The sequence below is a fragment of the Glycomyces xiaoerkulensis genome, assembly GCF_002798405.1.
GTDB classification, from domain to species: Bacteria; Actinomycetota; Actinomycetes; order Mycobacteriales; family Micromonosporaceae; genus Glycomyces; species Glycomyces xiaoerkulensis.
The window spans coordinates 116,870-133,254 of record NZ_PGGV01000038.1 but is presented as its reverse complement, the minus strand read 5'-3'; the positions used below and the strand labels follow the sequence as shown (position 1 = coordinate 133,254).

Sequence of the window (16,385 nt, the reverse complement as noted above, 5' to 3'; positions counted from 1 at the left end):
GTCGCTGTCAGCCTTCCAGGCGCTCGAGCTGCGCGTTGATGCGGGCGATGTCGGCCTCGGCCGCGGCCCGGCGGGTGCGGATCTTCTCGACCACCTCGTCGGGCGCCTTGGCGAGGAACGCCTCGTTGCCGAGCTTCTTGCCGGTGGTCTCGAGCTCCTTCTCGGCGGTGCCAAGCGCCTTGTGCAGGCGCGCCCGCTCGGCGGCCACGTCGATCGTCCCCGAGGTGTCGAGCGCGACCGTGACCCGGTCGGACACGGCCAGTTCGGCGGTGGGCGCGAAATCGTCGCCGGGCTCGTCGAGCCTGGCGAAGGCGCGCACGAGCGGTTCCTGGTCGGCCAGTCGGGCGTCGGCGAGTCCGGCGATGCGGGCGGCCACCGACTGGTTGGGTTTGACGCCCTGGTCGGAGCGGAATCGGCGCACCTCCACCACCAGGTGCTGGAGGTCGGCCACGAGCCGCTCGGCCTCCTCGTCGACCGCGCCGGCGGTGGGCCAGGCGGCCACCGTCAAGGACGGGGCCGGGCGGTCGGCCGGTGCCTGCTCGCGGGCCTCGCCGCCGGTCAGTTCCAGCCACAGCTCCTCGGTCACGAACGGGATGACCGGGTGCAGCAGCCGCAGCAGGTGGTCGAAGACGTGCCCGAGGACGCGGCGGGTGCCGTCGGCGGCGGGCCCTCCTTCGGCGAGGACCGGTTTGGTCAGTTCCAGGTACCAGTCGAAGAGGTCGTCCCACGCGAAGTGGTAGAGGGCGTCGATGGCCTTGGCGAACTCGTAGTCCTCGAGGTAGGCGTCGACGGTGGAGACGGTCTGGGCCAGCCGCGAGAGGATCCACCGGTCGATCAGCGTCGGCTCCGCGGGGAGGTCGCCCGCGACGGTGGCGCCGCTCATGAGCGCGAACCTGGTGCCGTTCCACAGCTTGTTGCAGAAGTTCCGGCTGATCTCGGCCAGCTCGATCGAGGCGGTGTTGTCGCTGCCGGGCTGGGCGTCCCGGGCGAGCATGAACCGCAGCGCGTCGGCCCCGTAGGTGTCGACCACCTCGAGCGGGTCGATGCCGTTGCCGGCCGACTTCGACATCTTCCTGCCGTCCTTGTCGCGGATGAGGCCGTGCAGGTAGACCTCTTTGAACGGGGCCTCGCCCATCGCGTAGGTCCCGAACATCATCATGCGCACCACCCAGAAGAAGATGATGTCCTGGCCGGTGATGAGCGACGCGGTCGGATAGAACTTCTCCAGGGCGGGCGTCCGGGCGGGCCAGCCGAGCGTCGAGAACGGCCACAGCGCCGAGGAGAACCACGTGTCGAGCACGTCGGGGTCCTGGACGTAGCCCTCGGGCGGGGTCTCGCCCGGTCCCACGCACACCTGGTCGCCGTCGGGGCCGTACCAGATCGGGATGCGGTGGCCCCACCACAACTGGCGCGAGATGCACCAGTCGAGCAGGTTGTCCACCCAGGAGAAGTAGCGCTTCTCCATCTCGGGCGGATGGATCCTGGTCCGCCCGTCCCGGACGGCGTCGGCCGAGAGCTTCGCGAGGTGCTCGACCTTGACGAACCACTGCTTCGACAGGCGGGGCTCCACCACGGTGTCGCAGCGGTCGCAGTGCCCGACCGCGTGCATGTACGGCCGCCGCTCGGAGACGATCCGGCCCTCGGACCGGAGCGCGGCGGCGATGGCGCTCCTCGCTTCGAAGCGGTCGAGCCCCTCGAACGGCCCGTGCGCGGTGATCACGCCGCGCTCGTCCATGATCAGCGGAGCGTCCAGCTCATGACGCTGCCCGATCGCGAAGTCGTTCGGGTCGTGCGCCGGGGTCACCTTGACCGCGCCGCTCCCGAACTCGGGGTCGACGTGCTCGTCGGCGACGACCGGGATGTGCCGCCCGGTGAACGGCAGCTCCACGGCCTTGCCGATCAGGTGCGCGTAGCGCTCGTCGTCGGGGTGCACGGCCACGGCGGTGTCGCCGAGCATCGTCTCCAACCGGGTCGTGGCGACCACGATGGAGTCCTCGCCCTCGCCGTACCGCATCGAGACCAGTTCGCCGGCGTCGTCCTGGTGCTCCACCTCGATCTCCGACAGCGCGGTCATGCACCTGGGGCACCAGTTGATGATGCGCTCGGCCCGGTAGATCATGCCGTCGTCGTAGAGGCGCTTGAAGATCGTCTGCACGGCCTCGGACAGGCCGTCGTCGAGGGTGAACCGCTCCCGGTCCCAGTCGACGCCGTCGCCGATCTTCTTCATCTGCGCGACGATGCGCTCGTGGTAGGTGGCCTTCCAATCCCACACCCGGTCCACGAACGGCTCGCGGCCCAGGTCGTGGCGGGACAGCCCGTCATGGTCGGCGAGCTGGCGCTCGACCACGTTCTGGGTGGAGATGCCGGCGTGGTCGGTGCCCGGCAGGAACAGGGCCTCCTTGCCGCGCATGCGCTCGCGGCGCACCATCGCATCGATGAGCGTGTGGTTGAGCGCGTGCCCCAAGTGGAGCTGGCCGGTCACGTTCGGCGGCGGGATCACGATGCAGTAGGGGTCGCGATCGGAGTCGTCGGCGGCGGCGAAGCGGCCGTCGGCTACCCACTCGGCGTAGCGGCGCGCCTCTACCTCGGCGGGCGCGTACGTCTTCGACAGGCGGGTCTCTCGGATCGGTGGCTGCTTCGCTGCTTCTTTCACGCCCTCCAGTGTAAGGAGGCCCCCGACCGGGAGTCGAAGTGGTTTAGGCGCCGTTCTCCAGGACGGTGCGGGCGGCCTCGGCCACATCGATCTCACCGGCTGCGACGTGCTCGGCCAGCTCGTCGGTGACCTCGTAGCGGCGCCGCAGCTCGGTCTCGACCACGGCGCGGATCTCGGCGGCGGCCCGGTCGCGGCGCCGGGCGGCCAGCCGGTCCGATCCCGCGAGCCATTCGCGGTGCTTGGCGATCCCGGCCACCAGCTCGTCGAGGCCCTCGCCTTGGTGGGCGACGGTCTTGACGATCGGCTGCCGCCATTCGCCGGGGCCGCGCCGGACCAGCGACATCATGGCCCGGATGTCGCGCACGGCGGCGTCGGCGCCGGGCCGGTCGGCCTTGTTGACCACGTAGAGGTCGGCGATCTCGACCACGCCGGCCTTGACCGCCTGGATGGCGTCGCCCATGCCGGGGGCGAGCAGCAGCAGCGTGGTGTCGGCGAGGCCGGCGATCTCGACCTCGGCCTGGCCGACGCCGACGGTCTCGACGATGACCGCGTCGAAGCCGAGCCCTTCGAGCAGCCGCACGGCGGCGCCGGTGCCGGCGGCGAGCCCGCCCAGGTGGCCGCGGGTGGCCACCGACCGGATGTAGACGTCCCGGTCGAGGGCGTGGTCGGCCATGCGGACGCGGTCGCCGAGCAGCGCACCGCCGCTGAAGGGACTCGAGGGGTCGACCGCGAGCACCGCGACCCGCCGCCCCTGCGCCCGCCAGGCGCCGATCAGCGCCGATACCAGGGTGGACTTGCCGACCCCGGGTGAGCCGGTGACGCCGACGATCACGGCGTCGCCGCCCTTGGTCGCGGCGGCGATCTCGGGGCCCTCGGGCGCGCGGTTCTCGACGGCGGTGAGGAGCCGGGCCACGGCCCGGCGGTCGCCCGCGCGGGCCGAGGCCACGGTGCCGGATACCTCCATCAGGCTCCCTTGAGGATCATCGCGTCGCCCTGGCCGCCGCCGCCGCACAGCCCGGCCGCACCGAGCTGTCCGGGGCCGAGCTGCCGGGCGAGGGACAGGGCGAGGCGGGCGCCGGAGGCGCCGATCGGGTGGCCCAGCGCGATCGCCCCGCCGTCGGGGTTGACCCGCTCCAAGTCGAGACCCAGCGTCGCCGCGGAGGACAGCACGACCGCGGCGAAGGCCTCGTTGATCTCGACCACCTCGAGGTCGGACACGGACGCTCCGGCCCTGTGCAGGGCCTGCGAGATGGCCCCGGCGGGCTGGTCGAGCAGGGAGTTGTCCGGTCCGGCGACGGTGCCCCAGCTCAGGATCTCGGCGTGGTAGGGCCAGCCGTTGGCCTCGGCGGTCGACCTTCGGGCCAGGACCAGCGCGGCGGCCCCGTCGGAGATCTGGGAGGCCGTCCCGGCGGTGATGGTGCCGTTCTCGGTGAACGCCGGCCGCAGTTGCCCGAGCGTCTCGGGAGTGGTCTCGGAGCGGACGCCCTCGTCGGCGTCGACCAGGCCGCGCCGGGTCTCCACGGAGGTGATCTCCTCGGCCAGCCGCTCGGCGGCCTTGGCCGCGCGCTGGTGGCTGGCGGCGGCGAACTCGTCCTGTTCGCCGCGCGTGAGGTGCTTGGCGTTGAGGTGGCGCTCGGTGGACTCGCCCATGGAGATGCCGTCGTAGGCGTCGGTGAGGCCGTCGTGGGCGAGGTGGTCGAGCAGCACGGTATCGCCGTACTTGAAGCCGCGGCGCGAGCCCGGCAGGAGGTGCGGGGCGCGGCTCATCGATTCCATGCCGCCGGCGACGACGACTTCGGCGGCGTCGCCGAGCAGCAGCCGGTCGGCCAGGCCGACCGCGGTCATGCCCGACAGGCACACCTTGTTGACCGACATCGAGGGCACCCGCATCGGCAGGCCGGCGGCCACGGCGGCCTGCCGGGCGGGGTTCTGGCCGCAGCCGGCGGACAGGACCTGGCCGAGCAGGACCTGGTCGACCCGGTCGGGGGCGAGGCCGGCGCGTTCGAGGGCGGCCCGGATGGCCGTGCCCGCCAGGTCGGTGGCGGGGACTTCGGCGAGCGAGCCGTTGAATCGCCCGACGGGTGTGCGGGCGGCGGAGAGGATGACGGTGCTGTCCTGCATCATTGACCTCCATTGGTCTGTCGATACCATCGATACTATGACGCTCGCGGATGGAATCGGATTGCGGCGCATCGACCACGTCGGCGTGGCGGTGCCCGACATCGACGAGGGCCTGGACTGGTACGTGGGCGCACTCGGGGGCGAGGCCGTGCACCGGGAGGTGAACGAGACCCAGGGCGTGGTCGAGGTGATGGTCTCCTGGCCCGGCGGCGGGCCGCAGGTGCAGCTTCTGGCGCCGCTGGACGGAGCGTCGCCGATAGCGAAGTTCCTCGAGAAGAAGGGGCCGGGCCTCCAGCAGTTGGCGTTCACCGTCGACGACGTCGAGGCCGCGGGCGCGGCGCTGCGGGATCGGGGCGCGCAGTTGCTGTACGACTCCGCCCGGCCCGGGACGGCCGGCAGCCGGATCAACTTCGTCCATCCGCGGGACGCCGGCGGGGTGCTGGTCGAACTGGTGGAGCCGGCCGCCGCTTAGCGGGCGCCGTCCGGTTCGGGCCCCACTCCGGAGTGCGACGATCCGGCCGCCGGCGGTGACGCGAGTCAACCTGCGGCGGCTTTTGCGGCGATTCGCACGATTCGGGAATGCGGCGGCAGATGATGAGCCCTCCGCAAACACCGACCTTGCTGTCGACACGCCGGGGTGTATCTGCAACTATTAGGCCATGTCGCAGCAGCCCTCCAACAGTACCTTTTTCGACAACGACCAATCGGTGCCGGAATTCCCCGTGCAGTTGCGGGGGTACGACAGGCACCAGGTGGATGACTTCATCCAGAAGAACCTGGCGAAGCTGACGCAGGTTGAGCAGCAGCGCACCGAGGCCGAGCAGCGGATGACCGACGCTCAGCGCCGGCTGCGCCAGGCCGAGCAGCGCATCCAGGGCCTCGAGCAGCGCATGGGCGAACAGACCAAGCAGCTCGAGGAGAACTCCCGTCCCACGCTGTCCGGGCTCGGAACCCGCGTCGAGCAGATCCTCCGGCTCGCCGAAGAGCAGGCCAACGAGCATCGCGCCGAAGCCAAGCGCGAGACCGAGGGCATCCTGTCGGCCGCCCGCCTCGAATCCCGCGAAATCACCGACGCCGCCCGCGCCGAGGCCCAGAACCTCAAGCAGAACGCCGAGCGCGAGGCGACCAACCTCCGCACGCAGGTGGAGCGCGAGGTCGCCGAGATGCGCACCAACGCCCGCCGCGAATGCGAGACCCTCCGCTCGGACGCCGAGCGCGAGACCAAGCAGTTGCGCACCGCCACCGGCCACGAGGTCGCCGAGCTGAAGGCCTCGGTCGAGCGGGAGGTCGCCACCATGCGAGCCACCGCCGACCGCGAGATCACCCAGCTCCGCGCCAAGGCCGCCCGCGAAGCCGAGGAGAAGCGCGCCGAGGCCGCGAAGCTGTTCGCCGAGGCCAAGGAGAAGCGGGACAAGGACCTCCAGGCCCTCGACCTCGAGCTCGCCGAACGCAAGGAGAAGGCCGAGCGCGAGGAGTCCGAGCGCCACGCCCGCGCGGTCTCGGAGACCCAGAAACTCGTCTCCGACGCCGAGGCCCGCGCTCAGGACGCCGAGGAGCGCGCCAAGTCCGCCGAGACCCGCGCCGAGGAGAAGCGCTCCGAGGCCGACAACTACGCCGAGGAGACCACCTCCAAGGCCAAGAAGGACGCCTCGAAGCTGGTCTCGGACGCCAAGGGCGAGTCCGAACGGCTGCTCTCGGACGCCAAATCGGACGCCGAGCGCGTCACCAAGGAGGCCGAGGACAAGGTCGCCGAGCTCACCGCCAAGCGCGACGAGGTCCAGGCGACACTGCGCAACATGACCCAGACCCTGTCGGGCATGATGGGCAATTTCCCCGGAGCCGACCTCGGCGATCAGGAAGAGGACAAGTAGTTCCGGCGATTCCGCGTTACCGTCGAAGTAGCGCAGTCGCACTGCAGTGCGTGCGGCGTAGGTCGACGGTGGAGGAACCACGGCTTCGGCCGCGTCCCGCCGCCCCGGTCTCCGATCCGGGGCGGCGGGACGCGGCACATGTGAGGATGAGGGTATGGCGCGTGACAAGAGACTGGGCGACGACAGCGACCTGCTGAGCGGCTTCGCCGAAGCCCAGGAGTTGGACAGCGGCTTCGAGACCGCGCTGCGCGGCTATGACAAGAAGCAGGTCGACCGGGAGATCGCCCGGCTCCAGTTGGAGCGGGACACTTACGCCGCCGAGAAGGCCGAGGCGATGGCGCAGGCCGAGCGCCTGGTCGTCCAGGTCCAGCAACTGCAGGCGCAGATCCAGGACATGCGGCGCCGCTCGGCGGCCGGCGACAAGGCGTCCTACCGGCACCTGGGCGTCAAGATCGAGCACATGCTGACGCTGGCCGAGGAGCAGGCCGCGGAGATCAAGTCGGGCGCCCGCGGCGAGACCGAGGAGCTGCACCGCCACGCCGAGAACAAGCTGCGGCAGGCCGAGGCGCAGATCGAGGAGGCCCGCAAGGACTTCGAGACCACGCTGAAGGCGCGGCGGGCCGCGGCCGAGAAGGCCGAGGCCGACCGGCGGGCGATCATCGACGCCGAGATGAACAAGCGGGCACGAGAGGCCCAAGCGCTGGTGGACCAGGCCAACGAGCGGGCCGCGGCCCTGGTGGCCGAGGCCGAGCAGGACGCCGAGAACAAGCGGGCCGCCGCCGACGAGCAGACCCGGCAACTGGTCGCTCACGTGGAGCGCCTGCGGACGGAGGCCCAGCAGCTCAAGGACGACGCCGCGGTCGAGGCCGAGCGGGAGATCGCCGAGGCGACCGAGAAGGCCGAACGGATCGCCGCCGAGGCCGAGGCCGAAGCCGAGCGCAGGCGAACCGAGCTCGAAGACGAGCTGCACGAGATGCGCACCGAGACGGTGGAGAACCTGGAGCGGTTCAAGCAGGAGACCGAGACGTTCGCCCAGACCGTCCGCACCGAGGCCGAGAACGAGGCCACGCGGGTCAGGGCGGAGGCCGCCGACCAGGCGACCCTCACTCGCACCGAGGCGGGCGACGAGGCCAAGCGGGTGCGTCAGGAGGCGCAGCGGCGGGTCGAGGAGGCCGCCGCCGAGGCCGAGACGGTGACCGCCGAAGCGGCCGAACGCGCCGAGAAGCTCACCTCCGAGGCCGACGAGCGGGCCCGGAAGGTCACCGAGGAGGCCGAGGCCGCCGCACGGCGGCTCTCGGAGGAGACCGAGCGGCAGGTCAAGCGGATCCGCGAGGAGGCGGCGGAGAAGAGCCGCGCCGAGCGCGAGCAGGCCGGCGCCGAGGCGCGCCGGCTCTCCGAGGAGACGCAGACCGAGGTGGAGCGGCTCCGCAAGGAGGCCGCGGCCGAGGCCGAGCAGATCACCACCGAGGCGACCGAAAAGGCCGATCGGCTGCGCACCGAGGCCGAGGAGGACCGCGAACGGGCCGAATCCGAGGCCGCCAAGGCCCACGAGGAGCTCGAGCGGATCGAGACCGAGCGCGAGCGGCTCATGGCCGAGGCCGAGGCCGAGGCCCGGAAGGTCCTGGAGCGGGCGAACAGCGAGGCCGAGGAGATCAAGTCCGAGCAGGAGAAGGTCGTCTCCGAGGCCGAGAAGCGCGTCGCCACCGCGAAGCGGCGGGCCGAGGAGCTCTCCAAGGAGGCGAAGGAGCGTGCCAGCCGGGACGCCGAGGGCATCCTGGCGACCGCACACAAGCAGGCCGAGAAGCTCAAGGCCCAGGCCAGGTCGGGCTCCGACGACGAGCCCGAGGAGAAGCCGAAGGCCGAGCAGTCGAAGAGCGAGCAGTCGAAGAGCGAGAAGGTCACCTCCTCGAAGTCCTGACCCGAAGGCACGCGAAAGGGCCCGCACCGTGATCGGTGCGGGCCCTTCGTGGCGCTCGGCCGGCTACTTGGCGGCGCCGACCGGGTCGGGGCGCTTCGGCTGGTCGCCGCTGGGGCCGGAGTCGTCCGGGCCCTTGCCGCGGCGCTTGGCCTCGCCGGAGCCGCCGGGGGTGGTGCCCACGATCGGCCCGGAGGAGCGCTTCTTGTTCCACACGTCGAAGAACACCGCCGCGAGCACGACCAGGCCGAGGATGACGCTCTGGAGGTCCTGGCCGACCGACAGGATCGACATGCCCTGGTTCATGACGCCCATGACCAGACCGCCGATGACCGCGCCGACGATCGTGCCGACGCCGCCGCTCATGGAGGCGCCGCCGATGAACGCCGAGGCGATGGCGTGCAGCTCGAACATCTCGCCGGCGTCGGGCGTGGCCGACTGGAGGCGGGCGGTGAAGACCACGCCGGCCAGGCCGGCCAGCGCGCCCATGTTGACGAAGACCCAGAAGCTGGTCTGCTTGGTCTTGACGCCCGAGAGCGAGGCCGCCTTCTCGTTGCCGCCGCCGGCGTAGATGTGGCGTCCGAAGACGGTCCGGTTGGCGACGAAGGTGTAGGCCATGACCAGCGCCACCAGGATGATGCCGATGACCGGCAGGCCCCGGTAGGCGGCCAGGACCATCGCGCCGCCGAAGGTGGCGGCGGCCAGCAGGACGGTCTTGACCGCCCAGGCGACCGGCGAGCCGGTGTCGATCCGGTTGCGGATGGCGTTGCGGCGGCCCGCGGACTGCATCCAGATGATGAACCCGGCCCCGACGGCGCCGATCAGGAGCGTCGGCAGGTGGTAGCCGGCCACCTGCGAGTCCTGGATCCAGTAGCCGGATCCGAGCATCCGGAATTCCTCGGAGCGGATGGAGATGGTCTGGGCCTCCAGGGCCCAGAGGGTCAGGCCGCGGAAGAGCAGCATGCCGGCGAGGGTCACGATGAACGCCGGTATTCGGACGTAGGCGATCCAGAACCCCTGCCATACGCCGATGAGGGCGCCGGTGCCGATGGCGGCGAGCACGGCGAGGTACCACGGCAGGCCCCAGTCGGACAGGGCGATGGCCGATACGGCGCCGGTGAAGGCCAGGACCGAGCCGACCGACAGGTCGATGTGGCCGTTGACGATGACCAGCATGACCCCGATCGCGAGGATCAGGATGAACGAGTTCTGGACGATCGCGTTGGTGATGTTGCGCGGGGTCAGGAAGTTCTGGTCGAGCTTCATGACCTCCAAGACCTGGAAGAGCAGCATGATGAACACCAGGGCGATGATCATGCCGTACTGGCGCAGGTTCGCCCCGCGCACGGCGTCGACGACGCCTCTGAGCATGCTCACAGTTCCACTCCTCCCTTGGCGGTCTCGAGTGTCATCAAGCGCATCAGTTCCTCCTGGGTGGCGGTCTCGCGGTCGACTTGGCCGGTGATGTGGCCGGCGCTCATGGCGTAGATCCGGTCGCACATGCCGAGCAGTTCGGGCAGCTCGGAGGAGATCATGAGGACCCCCTTGCCCTGGTCGACCAGTTCGTGGATCAGCTCGTAGATCTCGTATTTCGCGCCGACGTCGATGCCTCGGGTCGGCTCGTCGAGGATCAGCAGCTCGGGCTCGGTGAAGACCCACTTGCCGAGCACGACCTTCTGCTGGTTGCCTCCCGAGAGGTTGCCGGCGGGCTGGAACACCGAGGGGGTCTTGACCCCGAAGCTGGACCGGAGCCGCTCGGAGACCGAGGTGACCTGGTGCTGGTCGACCACGCCGGCCTTGGAGACCTGGCGGATGCCGGCGAGCGTGAAGTTCTGGCGCAGGTCGTAGTCGAGGTGGAGGCCGTACTGCTTCCGGTCCTCGGTGGCGTAGGCGAGGCCGGCGTCGATGGCGTCGGCGACGCTGTGGAGGCGCAGCTTCTTGCCGTCGAGGTGGATCTCGCCCTGGATGTGGCTGCCCCAGGCGCGGCCGAACACGCTCATGGCGAATTCGGTGCGCCCGGCGCCCATGAGCCCGGCCAGGCCCACGACCTCGCCGCGGGCGACCGACAGTTCGGCGCCGTGGACGACGATGCGTTCGCGGTGCTCCGGGTGGTGGACCGTCCAGTCCTTGACCTGGAAGAAGACCTCGCCGACCTCGGGCCGGTGCGGCGGGAAGCGGTGCTCGAGGTCGCGGCCGACCATGGACTTGATGAGCCGGTCCTCGTCGACCTCGTCGGTCTCGTTGTCGAGGGTCTCGATGGTCTTGCCGTCGCGCAGGACGGTGATCGACTCGGCCACCGAGAGCACCTCGCCGAGCTTGTGCGAGATGAGGATGCAGGTGACGCCCTCGTCCCGCAGCGCCCGGAGCAGGTTCAGCAGGTTCCGGGAGTCGGACTCGTTGAGGGCGGCGGTGGGCTCGTCGAGGATGAGGACTTTGACCTGCTTGGACAGGGCCTTGGCGATCTCGACGAGCTGCTGCTTGCCGACGCCGATGTTCTCGACCAGTTCGCGCGGGCTGTCGGAGAGCCCGACCTTGGCCATGAGCTCGACCGCGACGGAGTTGGTGCGGTTCCAGGAGATGACGCCGCGCTGGGCTTGTTCGTTGCCGAGGAAGATGTTCTCGGCGATGGACAGTTCGGGCACGAGGGCGAGTTCTTGGTGGATGATCGCGACGCCGGCGTTCTCGGAGTCCTGGATGCCGCGGAAGCGGGCGGGACGGCCCTCGAGTTCGATGTCGCCTTCGAATTCCCCGTGCGGGTAGACCCCGGAGAGGATCTTCATCAGCGTCGACTTGCCGGCTCCGTTCTCACCCACGAGCGCGTGGATGGTGGCCCGCTCGACCCGCATGTCGACGTCGTCGAGCGCGAGCACGCCCGGGAATCGCTTGGTGATCCCCCGCATCCGGAGGATGTCTTCAGACATGACTTGGTCCTATTTGCAATGAGGCTGCTCAGAAGAGAGGTTTCGGGGGCGCCCCGCCTGAGCGGGGCGCCCCTTCGAGGGGCTCGCGCCGGTCGCGGCGGTGGCTACTCGAGCTCGGAGGCGTCGATGTAGCCGGAGTCGACCAGCATTTCCTCGTAGTTCTCGACGGTCACAATGTGCGGGGTCAGCAGGTTGGACGGGACGACCTTCACACCGTTGTCGTAGGTCTCGGTGTCGGTGACCTCGGGCTCTTCGCCGTTGAGGACGTCGACGACCATCTCCACGGTGACCGAGGCCAGGTCGCGGGTGTCCTTGAAGATCGTGGCCGTCTGGCGGCCCTCGATGATCATCTGGACCGAGGCGACCTCGGCGTCCTGGCCGGAGACGACCGGCAGGTCGTCGGAGTCGTAGCCGTTGCTCTCCAGCGAGGCGATGATGCCGCGGCTGATGCCGTCGTAGGGCGACAGCACGGCGTCGACCTGCTCATCGGAGTAGTGCGTGCTCAGCAGGTTGTCCATGCGGCTCTGCGCGAGCTCGCCGTCCCAACGCTCGGTGGCGACGGTCTCGATGTCGGTCTCGCCGGACGTGACCACGAGCGTGCCGTCGTCGATCAGCGGCTGGAGGACCGACATGGCGCCGTCGAAGAAGAAGAAGGCGTTGTTGTCGTCGAGCGAGCCGGCGAACAGCTCGATGTTGAACGGGCCGTCTTCGTTCTCGACGTCCAGGCCGTCGAGGACCGACTGGGCCTGGAGCACGCCGACCTGGAAGTTGTCGAAGGTCGCGTAGTAGTCCACGTCCTCGGTCTCGCGGATCAGGCGGTCGTAGGCGATGACCGTGACGTCCTCGGCCTTCGCCTGGGCCAGCACGCCGTTGAGGGATTGGTTGTCGATAGCGGCGATGACCAGGACGTCTGCGCCCTGGGTGACCATGTTCTCGATCTGGTCGACCTGCGTACCGACGTCGTCACCGGCGAACTGGAGGTCGGTCTCGAAGCCGGCCTCCTCGAACTCGTCGACCAGGTTGTTGCCGTCGTCGATCCAGCGCTCCGAGGTCTGGGTGGGCATGGCGATGCCGACGCGGCCGCCGCCGTCGCCGCCTTCACCGTCGCCGCCGGAGTCGCCGTCGCCGGAGGCACAGGCGGTGGCACTGAGGGACAGCACCGCAGCACCGGCGAGGCCGACGAAGAGACGCCGTGGAATGACGTTCATGTAAATAGCACTCCTTCGTACCGGGCAATGTGATCGTTACCAGACCACGATTTCCCTGGGATCAAGACGTCATCGATGCTTCAACGTTTTTCCACAAGCGTCAACACCGGCCGGGTCTCGTGTCCGAATCGTTGCACTCGTCATTCGTTGAAAACCGACACTTGAATCCCCGCGGACACATCCGGCACCATACTCGCACGGCTTCTCACATGCGGTGGCAACGGCACCACCGGTTCGTGCCACATACCCACGGCCGACTACCGCTCGCCCGTTCAGATGGGATAGCCTCACATTTGGTGGCAAAGCACGCTACCCAGTCAGACAACCGCGCGAGGGAGGTGACCATGAAGAGCACGACGACCGTCGGCGCCGCCACCGTGGACCGTTTACTGCATCGCGACCCGGTTTGCAGCGTCTTCAGCGGGACCGTCTCCTCGGACCCCACCACCCTGCTGTGCGTGACCGTCGCCCACGAGCGCGTCGACGGATCCCGCCGCGAAGTCTTCCTCGAATGGGCCTCCAAGCTCACCGGCCTGGCCGCGCACCCCCATCTGTCCCCGTGCGGCGCGGTCGGACTCACCGAGAACGGACGACCTTACCTCGCCGTGGGCGCGACCCGTCGCACCCTCGCCGACCTGCTGGAGCAGGAGGGCGCGATGCCGCCCGGACAGGTCCGCGCGCTCGGGGTCTCCCTCAGCGACGCCGTCACCGTCTACCACCGGGCCGGCCTCATCCACGGCGCCATCCAGCCCGGGCACATCCTGGTCGGAACCGGCCGGATCCTCCAGCTCACCTCGTACGACGTGACCGCGCCGGTCCTGGCCGCGCCGCTGCCGCCCAGCCCGTACACCGCGCCCGAGCACCTCGACGCCGCGGTCGCCGGCGAGGTCGCCGCCAGCCCGGCCGGCGACGTGTACGCGCTGGCCACCGTCCTGTACGCCGCGCTCGGCGGCCGGCTGCCGTGGGTCCGCTCCGGCCGGGAGGACATCGCCGATCCGCTCCTGCGGGCCGCGCCCGTGCCGCACATCCCCGGGGTCGACACCGAGCTCACCGACGTCATCGGGGCCGCCCTGAGCCCCGATCCGCGGCGGCGCCCCACCGCCGACGGCCTGCGCGAGCAGCTCACCCGGCTCGACCTGGCCGGGCTGCGCGCCCCCGGCTACAAGTACTCCGGCGTCGCCACCGGGCTGCTGCGGCGGCGGGAGCTGCGACCGGTCACCGTCTCGATGTCGACCGAACTGGCCCCCTACCGGCCCCAGCGGTCCCGGCGGGGGCTGCGCCCGCGGCTGCGCAAGATCGCCACCGCTTCGGCGGGGGTGGCGCTGACGGGGGCGCTGCTGGGCGGGGCCGCGCTCGCGACCTACGCCGCCACCAATCCGGCCGCCGCCTCGGTCTGTTCCGACCCCGACACCCTGGACGGGCGCATCGACGAGCAGCTCGCCGAGGGCAGGGTGCTCGACAGTTGGTGCGCCGACGACGACTTCGTGGCCGCCACCGTCGACCGTCCGGGCGGTTCGGGCGGCGACGGCTCGGCGACGCAGCGGCTCGCCTGGCGCATCGAGGGCGACGAACTGGTGCAGGTCACCGACTGCGACGATGCGGCGCTGCCCGACAGCATCAGCGCCTTCCTCGACTGCGCCTAGCCTTCCTCCGGCTTCGGCAGGAACCCGCCGAAGGCGGCCACGGTCTTGTCGGCGTAGGCGGAGGTGTCGCCGCGTTCCATCGGGCCGTCCCACTCGCGCGGGAGCGGGGCGCGGTCGGGCAGGATGCGGCCGACGATCCGGTCGAGTGCCTCCTCGGCCTTGCCGACCCACAGGTGCCCGCAGCCGCCGATCTCGGCGACCTCGGCCTGCCCGACCGCGGCGAACCGCTCCCGGGCCTCGGGGTACCGGAGGTAGTCGTCGGTCTCGGGGATCAGGGCCAGGAGCGGACGGCCGTCGGCGTCCCAGCGCGCCAGGTCGCCGGCGGCGGCGTAGCGCAGCGGCGGCGACATGAGGATCGCGCCCTCCACGCCCGGTTCGAGCCCGTACTTCAAGGTGAGGTCGGTGCCGAAGGACCACCCGACCAGCCACGGGCGCGGCAACTCGGCGAACTCGGTGTACTCCACGGCGGCGGCGAGGTCGAAGCGCTCGCCCACGCCGTCGTCGAACCCGCCCTCGCTCCGGCCCTGCTGGGACTCGGTGCCGCGGGTGTTGAAGCGCAGCACCGCCATCTGGGCCAGCGCGGGCAGGCGCCAGGCGGCCTTCCGGAAGACGTGGGAGTCCATCATGCCGCCGTGGGTGGGCAGCGGATGGACGCAGATGATGGTCGCCCGCGGTTCGGTGTGCTCGGGGAGCGCCAGTTCGGCCACGAGGTTCAACCCGTCGGCGGTCTGGAGGGTGATCGGCTCCCGGCGGGCGGGGAGCATGCTAGCTGATCTGATTACGGCCACGGCGTGAATTATGGCTCAGCGAGCCGTCTAGCGGTAGTGCCCCGGCCTGCGCCGGTCCCGGGCGTTCCAGCAGCCGGTGTGCCAGTGGCGCCGGTCGTCGCCGCCGCCGTCGTCGGGCCAGGCCACCACGTGCGGGGTGCCGGGCCGGATCACGTGGTCGCAGCCGGGGCAGCGGTAGGTCTTCTCGGCTCCGGAGGCGGTGATGCGGCGGACCTGGTAGCGGCCGTCGGGGCCGTCGACCAGGTGCCGTTCCATCGGGGTGGAGCGCCGGCGGTCCGGTTCGCGCAGGCGGCGGTTCTTGCGGGGCATCGGTCCGGTTCCTAGGCTCGGTCGGGACCGGGGCCGCCCTCGCTCGGGCCCTCGGCGGGCTCCGCGTCGGCGTTGAGCGCGGCTTCGCGGTCGAGGCGCCGATTGAGCCGGCGGACGTGCTTGTTCATGCCGCGGACGAGCATGATCGTCACGACCACCAGCAGCAGGGTGATGAACAGCCCGAGCGGGCCGGCCATCGCCTGGTCGCGGTCCGGTCCGAATTCTTGTGCCAGGAACTCCACGCCTACCACGGTAACCGGGCGCCTCCGGCCTCCTGCAGGGCCGGGAGCCTCCAGTCGACGGGCTCACCCCCCTGCTCGACCAGGAGCCGGTTGGCGCGGCTGAAGGGCCGGGAGCCGAAGAAGCCGCGGCTCGCGCTCATCGGCGAGGGATGGGGCGACTCGATGCGGGGGACGGAACCGAGGAGCGGCGCCAGCTTGCGGGCGTCGGCGCCCCACAGGATCGCCACGCAGGGGCCGCCGCGTTCGGCGAGGGCCTTGACGGCCTGATCGGTCACGGTCTCCCAGCCCTTGCCGCGGTGCGAGGCGGGCTTGCCGGGCCGGACGCTCAGGGACCGGTTGAGCAGCAGCACGCCCCGCTCGGCCCACGGGGTGAGGTCGCCGTCGGCCGGCAGCGGGAGGTCGAGGTCGTCGCGGTACTCGTTGAAGATGTTGACCAGGCTCTTGGGCAGGGGCCGCACGTGCGGCGCGACCGCGAAGGAGAGCCCGACGGCGTGGCCGGGCGTGGGATAGGGGTCCTGGCCGACGATGATGACCTTGACCTCGTCGAACGGCTGCTGGAAGGCGCGCAGGATGTGTTCGGCGGCGGGCAGGTACCTGCGGCCGTCGGCGACCTCCTGTCGCAGGAACTCCCCCATCCTCGCCACCTCGTCCGCGACGGGGGCGAGGGCCTTGGCCCAGCCGGGTTCGACCAGTTCCTCGAGATTTTTCTGCATG

General features: G+C 70.6%; 14 protein-coding genes. 4 read left to right on the top strand and 10 right to left on the bottom strand.

All coding sequences use genetic code 11. The features are described 5' to 3' along the window. Nucleotides 1-7: 7 nt before the first annotated feature. The 3 genes from CUT39_RS19260 to CUT39_RS19250 are packed head-to-tail and all read right to left on the bottom strand — an operon-like array spanning nt 8 to nt 4,777. Complete coding sequence (locus tag CUT39_RS19260; protein WP_232805830.1) at nt 8-2,653, bottom strand: valine--tRNA ligase; 2,646 nt, start codon at nt 2,651-2,653, stop codon at nt 8-10. A 43-nt stretch (nt 2,654-2,696) separates the two neighbouring features. Beyond that, nucleotides 2,697-3,617 carry a methylmalonyl Co-A mutase-associated GTPase MeaB gene (gene meaB, locus CUT39_RS19255; protein WP_100449080.1) on the bottom strand — a complete coding sequence of 307 codons (921 nt, stop codon included), beginning with the start codon at nt 3,615-3,617 and terminating at the stop codon, nt 2,697-2,699. Continuing rightward, a complete protein-coding gene (locus CUT39_RS19250) occupies nt 3,617-4,777 on the bottom strand; it encodes an acetyl-CoA C-acyltransferase (RefSeq protein WP_100449079.1) in 1,161 nt (386 codons plus the stop codon). Before CUT39_RS19250 ends, meaB begins: the two co-directional genes overlap by 1 nt. 34 nt (nt 4,778-4,811) lie before the next feature. Between CUT39_RS19250 and mce the strand changes: the two genes are divergently transcribed. The 3 genes from mce (at nt 4,812) to CUT39_RS19235 (ending at nt 8,563) form a co-directional block, all read left to right on the top strand. After that, nucleotides 4,812-5,246: a methylmalonyl-CoA epimerase gene (mce, locus tag CUT39_RS19245; protein WP_100449078.1), complete on the top strand. Its 435-nt coding sequence runs from the start codon at nt 4,812-4,814 to the stop codon at nt 5,244-5,246. A gap of 187 nt (nt 5,247-5,433) precedes the next feature. Further along, entirely contained in the window at nt 5,434-6,645 is a 1,212-nt protein-coding gene (locus CUT39_RS19240) for a coiled-coil domain-containing protein (protein WP_100449077.1), read from the top strand. A 154-nt stretch (nt 6,646-6,799) separates the two neighbouring features. Next, complete coding sequence (locus tag CUT39_RS19235) at nt 6,800-8,563, top strand: hypothetical protein (RefSeq protein ID WP_100449076.1); 1,764 nt, start codon at nt 6,800-6,802, stop codon at nt 8,561-8,563. 63 nt (nt 8,564-8,626) lie between these two features. Here the strand turns inward: CUT39_RS19235 and mmsB are convergent, their stop codons facing one another. The 3 genes from mmsB to chvE all read right to left on the bottom strand — a co-directional run bounded on the left by mmsB (nt 8,627) and on the right by chvE (nt 12,689). After that, entirely contained in the window at nt 8,627-9,931 is a 1,305-nt protein-coding gene (gene mmsB / locus CUT39_RS19230) for a multiple monosaccharide ABC transporter permease (RefSeq protein WP_100449075.1), read from the bottom strand. Nucleotides 9,932-9,933: 2 nt separating this feature from the next. Beyond that, nucleotides 9,934-11,481, bottom strand: a complete 1,548-nt coding sequence (gene mmsA, locus CUT39_RS19225; RefSeq protein WP_100449074.1) for a multiple monosaccharide ABC transporter ATP-binding protein — start codon at nt 11,479-11,481, stop codon at nt 9,934-9,936. 104 nt (nt 11,482-11,585) lie between these two features. Next, nucleotides 11,586-12,689 carry a multiple monosaccharide ABC transporter substrate-binding protein gene (gene chvE, locus CUT39_RS19220; protein ID WP_100449073.1) on the bottom strand — a complete coding sequence of 368 codons (1,104 nt, stop codon included), beginning with the start codon at nt 12,687-12,689 and terminating at the stop codon, nt 11,586-11,588. A 344-nt stretch (nt 12,690-13,033) separates the two neighbouring features. Between chvE and CUT39_RS19215 the strand changes: the two genes are divergently transcribed. Beyond that, nucleotides 13,034-14,332 (top strand): serine/threonine protein kinase, encoded by a 1,299-nt coding sequence (locus CUT39_RS19215; protein ID WP_198587286.1) that lies wholly within the window; start codon nt 13,034-13,036, stop codon nt 14,330-14,332. Here the strand turns inward: CUT39_RS19215 and CUT39_RS19210 are convergent. From CUT39_RS19210 to CUT39_RS19195, 4 genes are read right to left on the bottom strand one after another with little or no spacing between them, the layout of a single operon-like run. Then, complete coding sequence (locus CUT39_RS19210) at nt 14,329-15,096, bottom strand: alpha/beta hydrolase (RefSeq protein ID WP_100449071.1); 768 nt, start codon at nt 15,094-15,096, stop codon at nt 14,329-14,331. The genes CUT39_RS19215 and CUT39_RS19210 overlap by 4 nt on opposite strands. Nucleotides 15,097-15,147: 51 nt before the next feature. Next, nucleotides 15,148-15,429 carry a hypothetical protein gene (locus tag CUT39_RS19205; RefSeq protein ID WP_198587284.1) on the bottom strand — a complete coding sequence of 94 codons (282 nt, stop codon included), beginning with the start codon at nt 15,427-15,429 and terminating at the stop codon, nt 15,148-15,150. An 11-nt stretch (nt 15,430-15,440) separates the two neighbouring features. Continuing rightward, nucleotides 15,441-15,671 carry a hypothetical protein gene (locus CUT39_RS19200; protein WP_198587283.1) on the bottom strand — a complete coding sequence of 77 codons (231 nt, stop codon included), beginning with the start codon at nt 15,669-15,671 and terminating at the stop codon, nt 15,441-15,443. A 2-nt stretch (nt 15,672-15,673) separates the two neighbouring features. After that, nucleotides 15,674-16,384 (bottom strand): uracil-DNA glycosylase, encoded by a 711-nt coding sequence (locus CUT39_RS19195; protein ID WP_100449069.1) that lies wholly within the window; start codon nt 16,382-16,384, stop codon nt 15,674-15,676. Between the last annotated feature and the right edge of the window lies 1 nt (nt 16,385).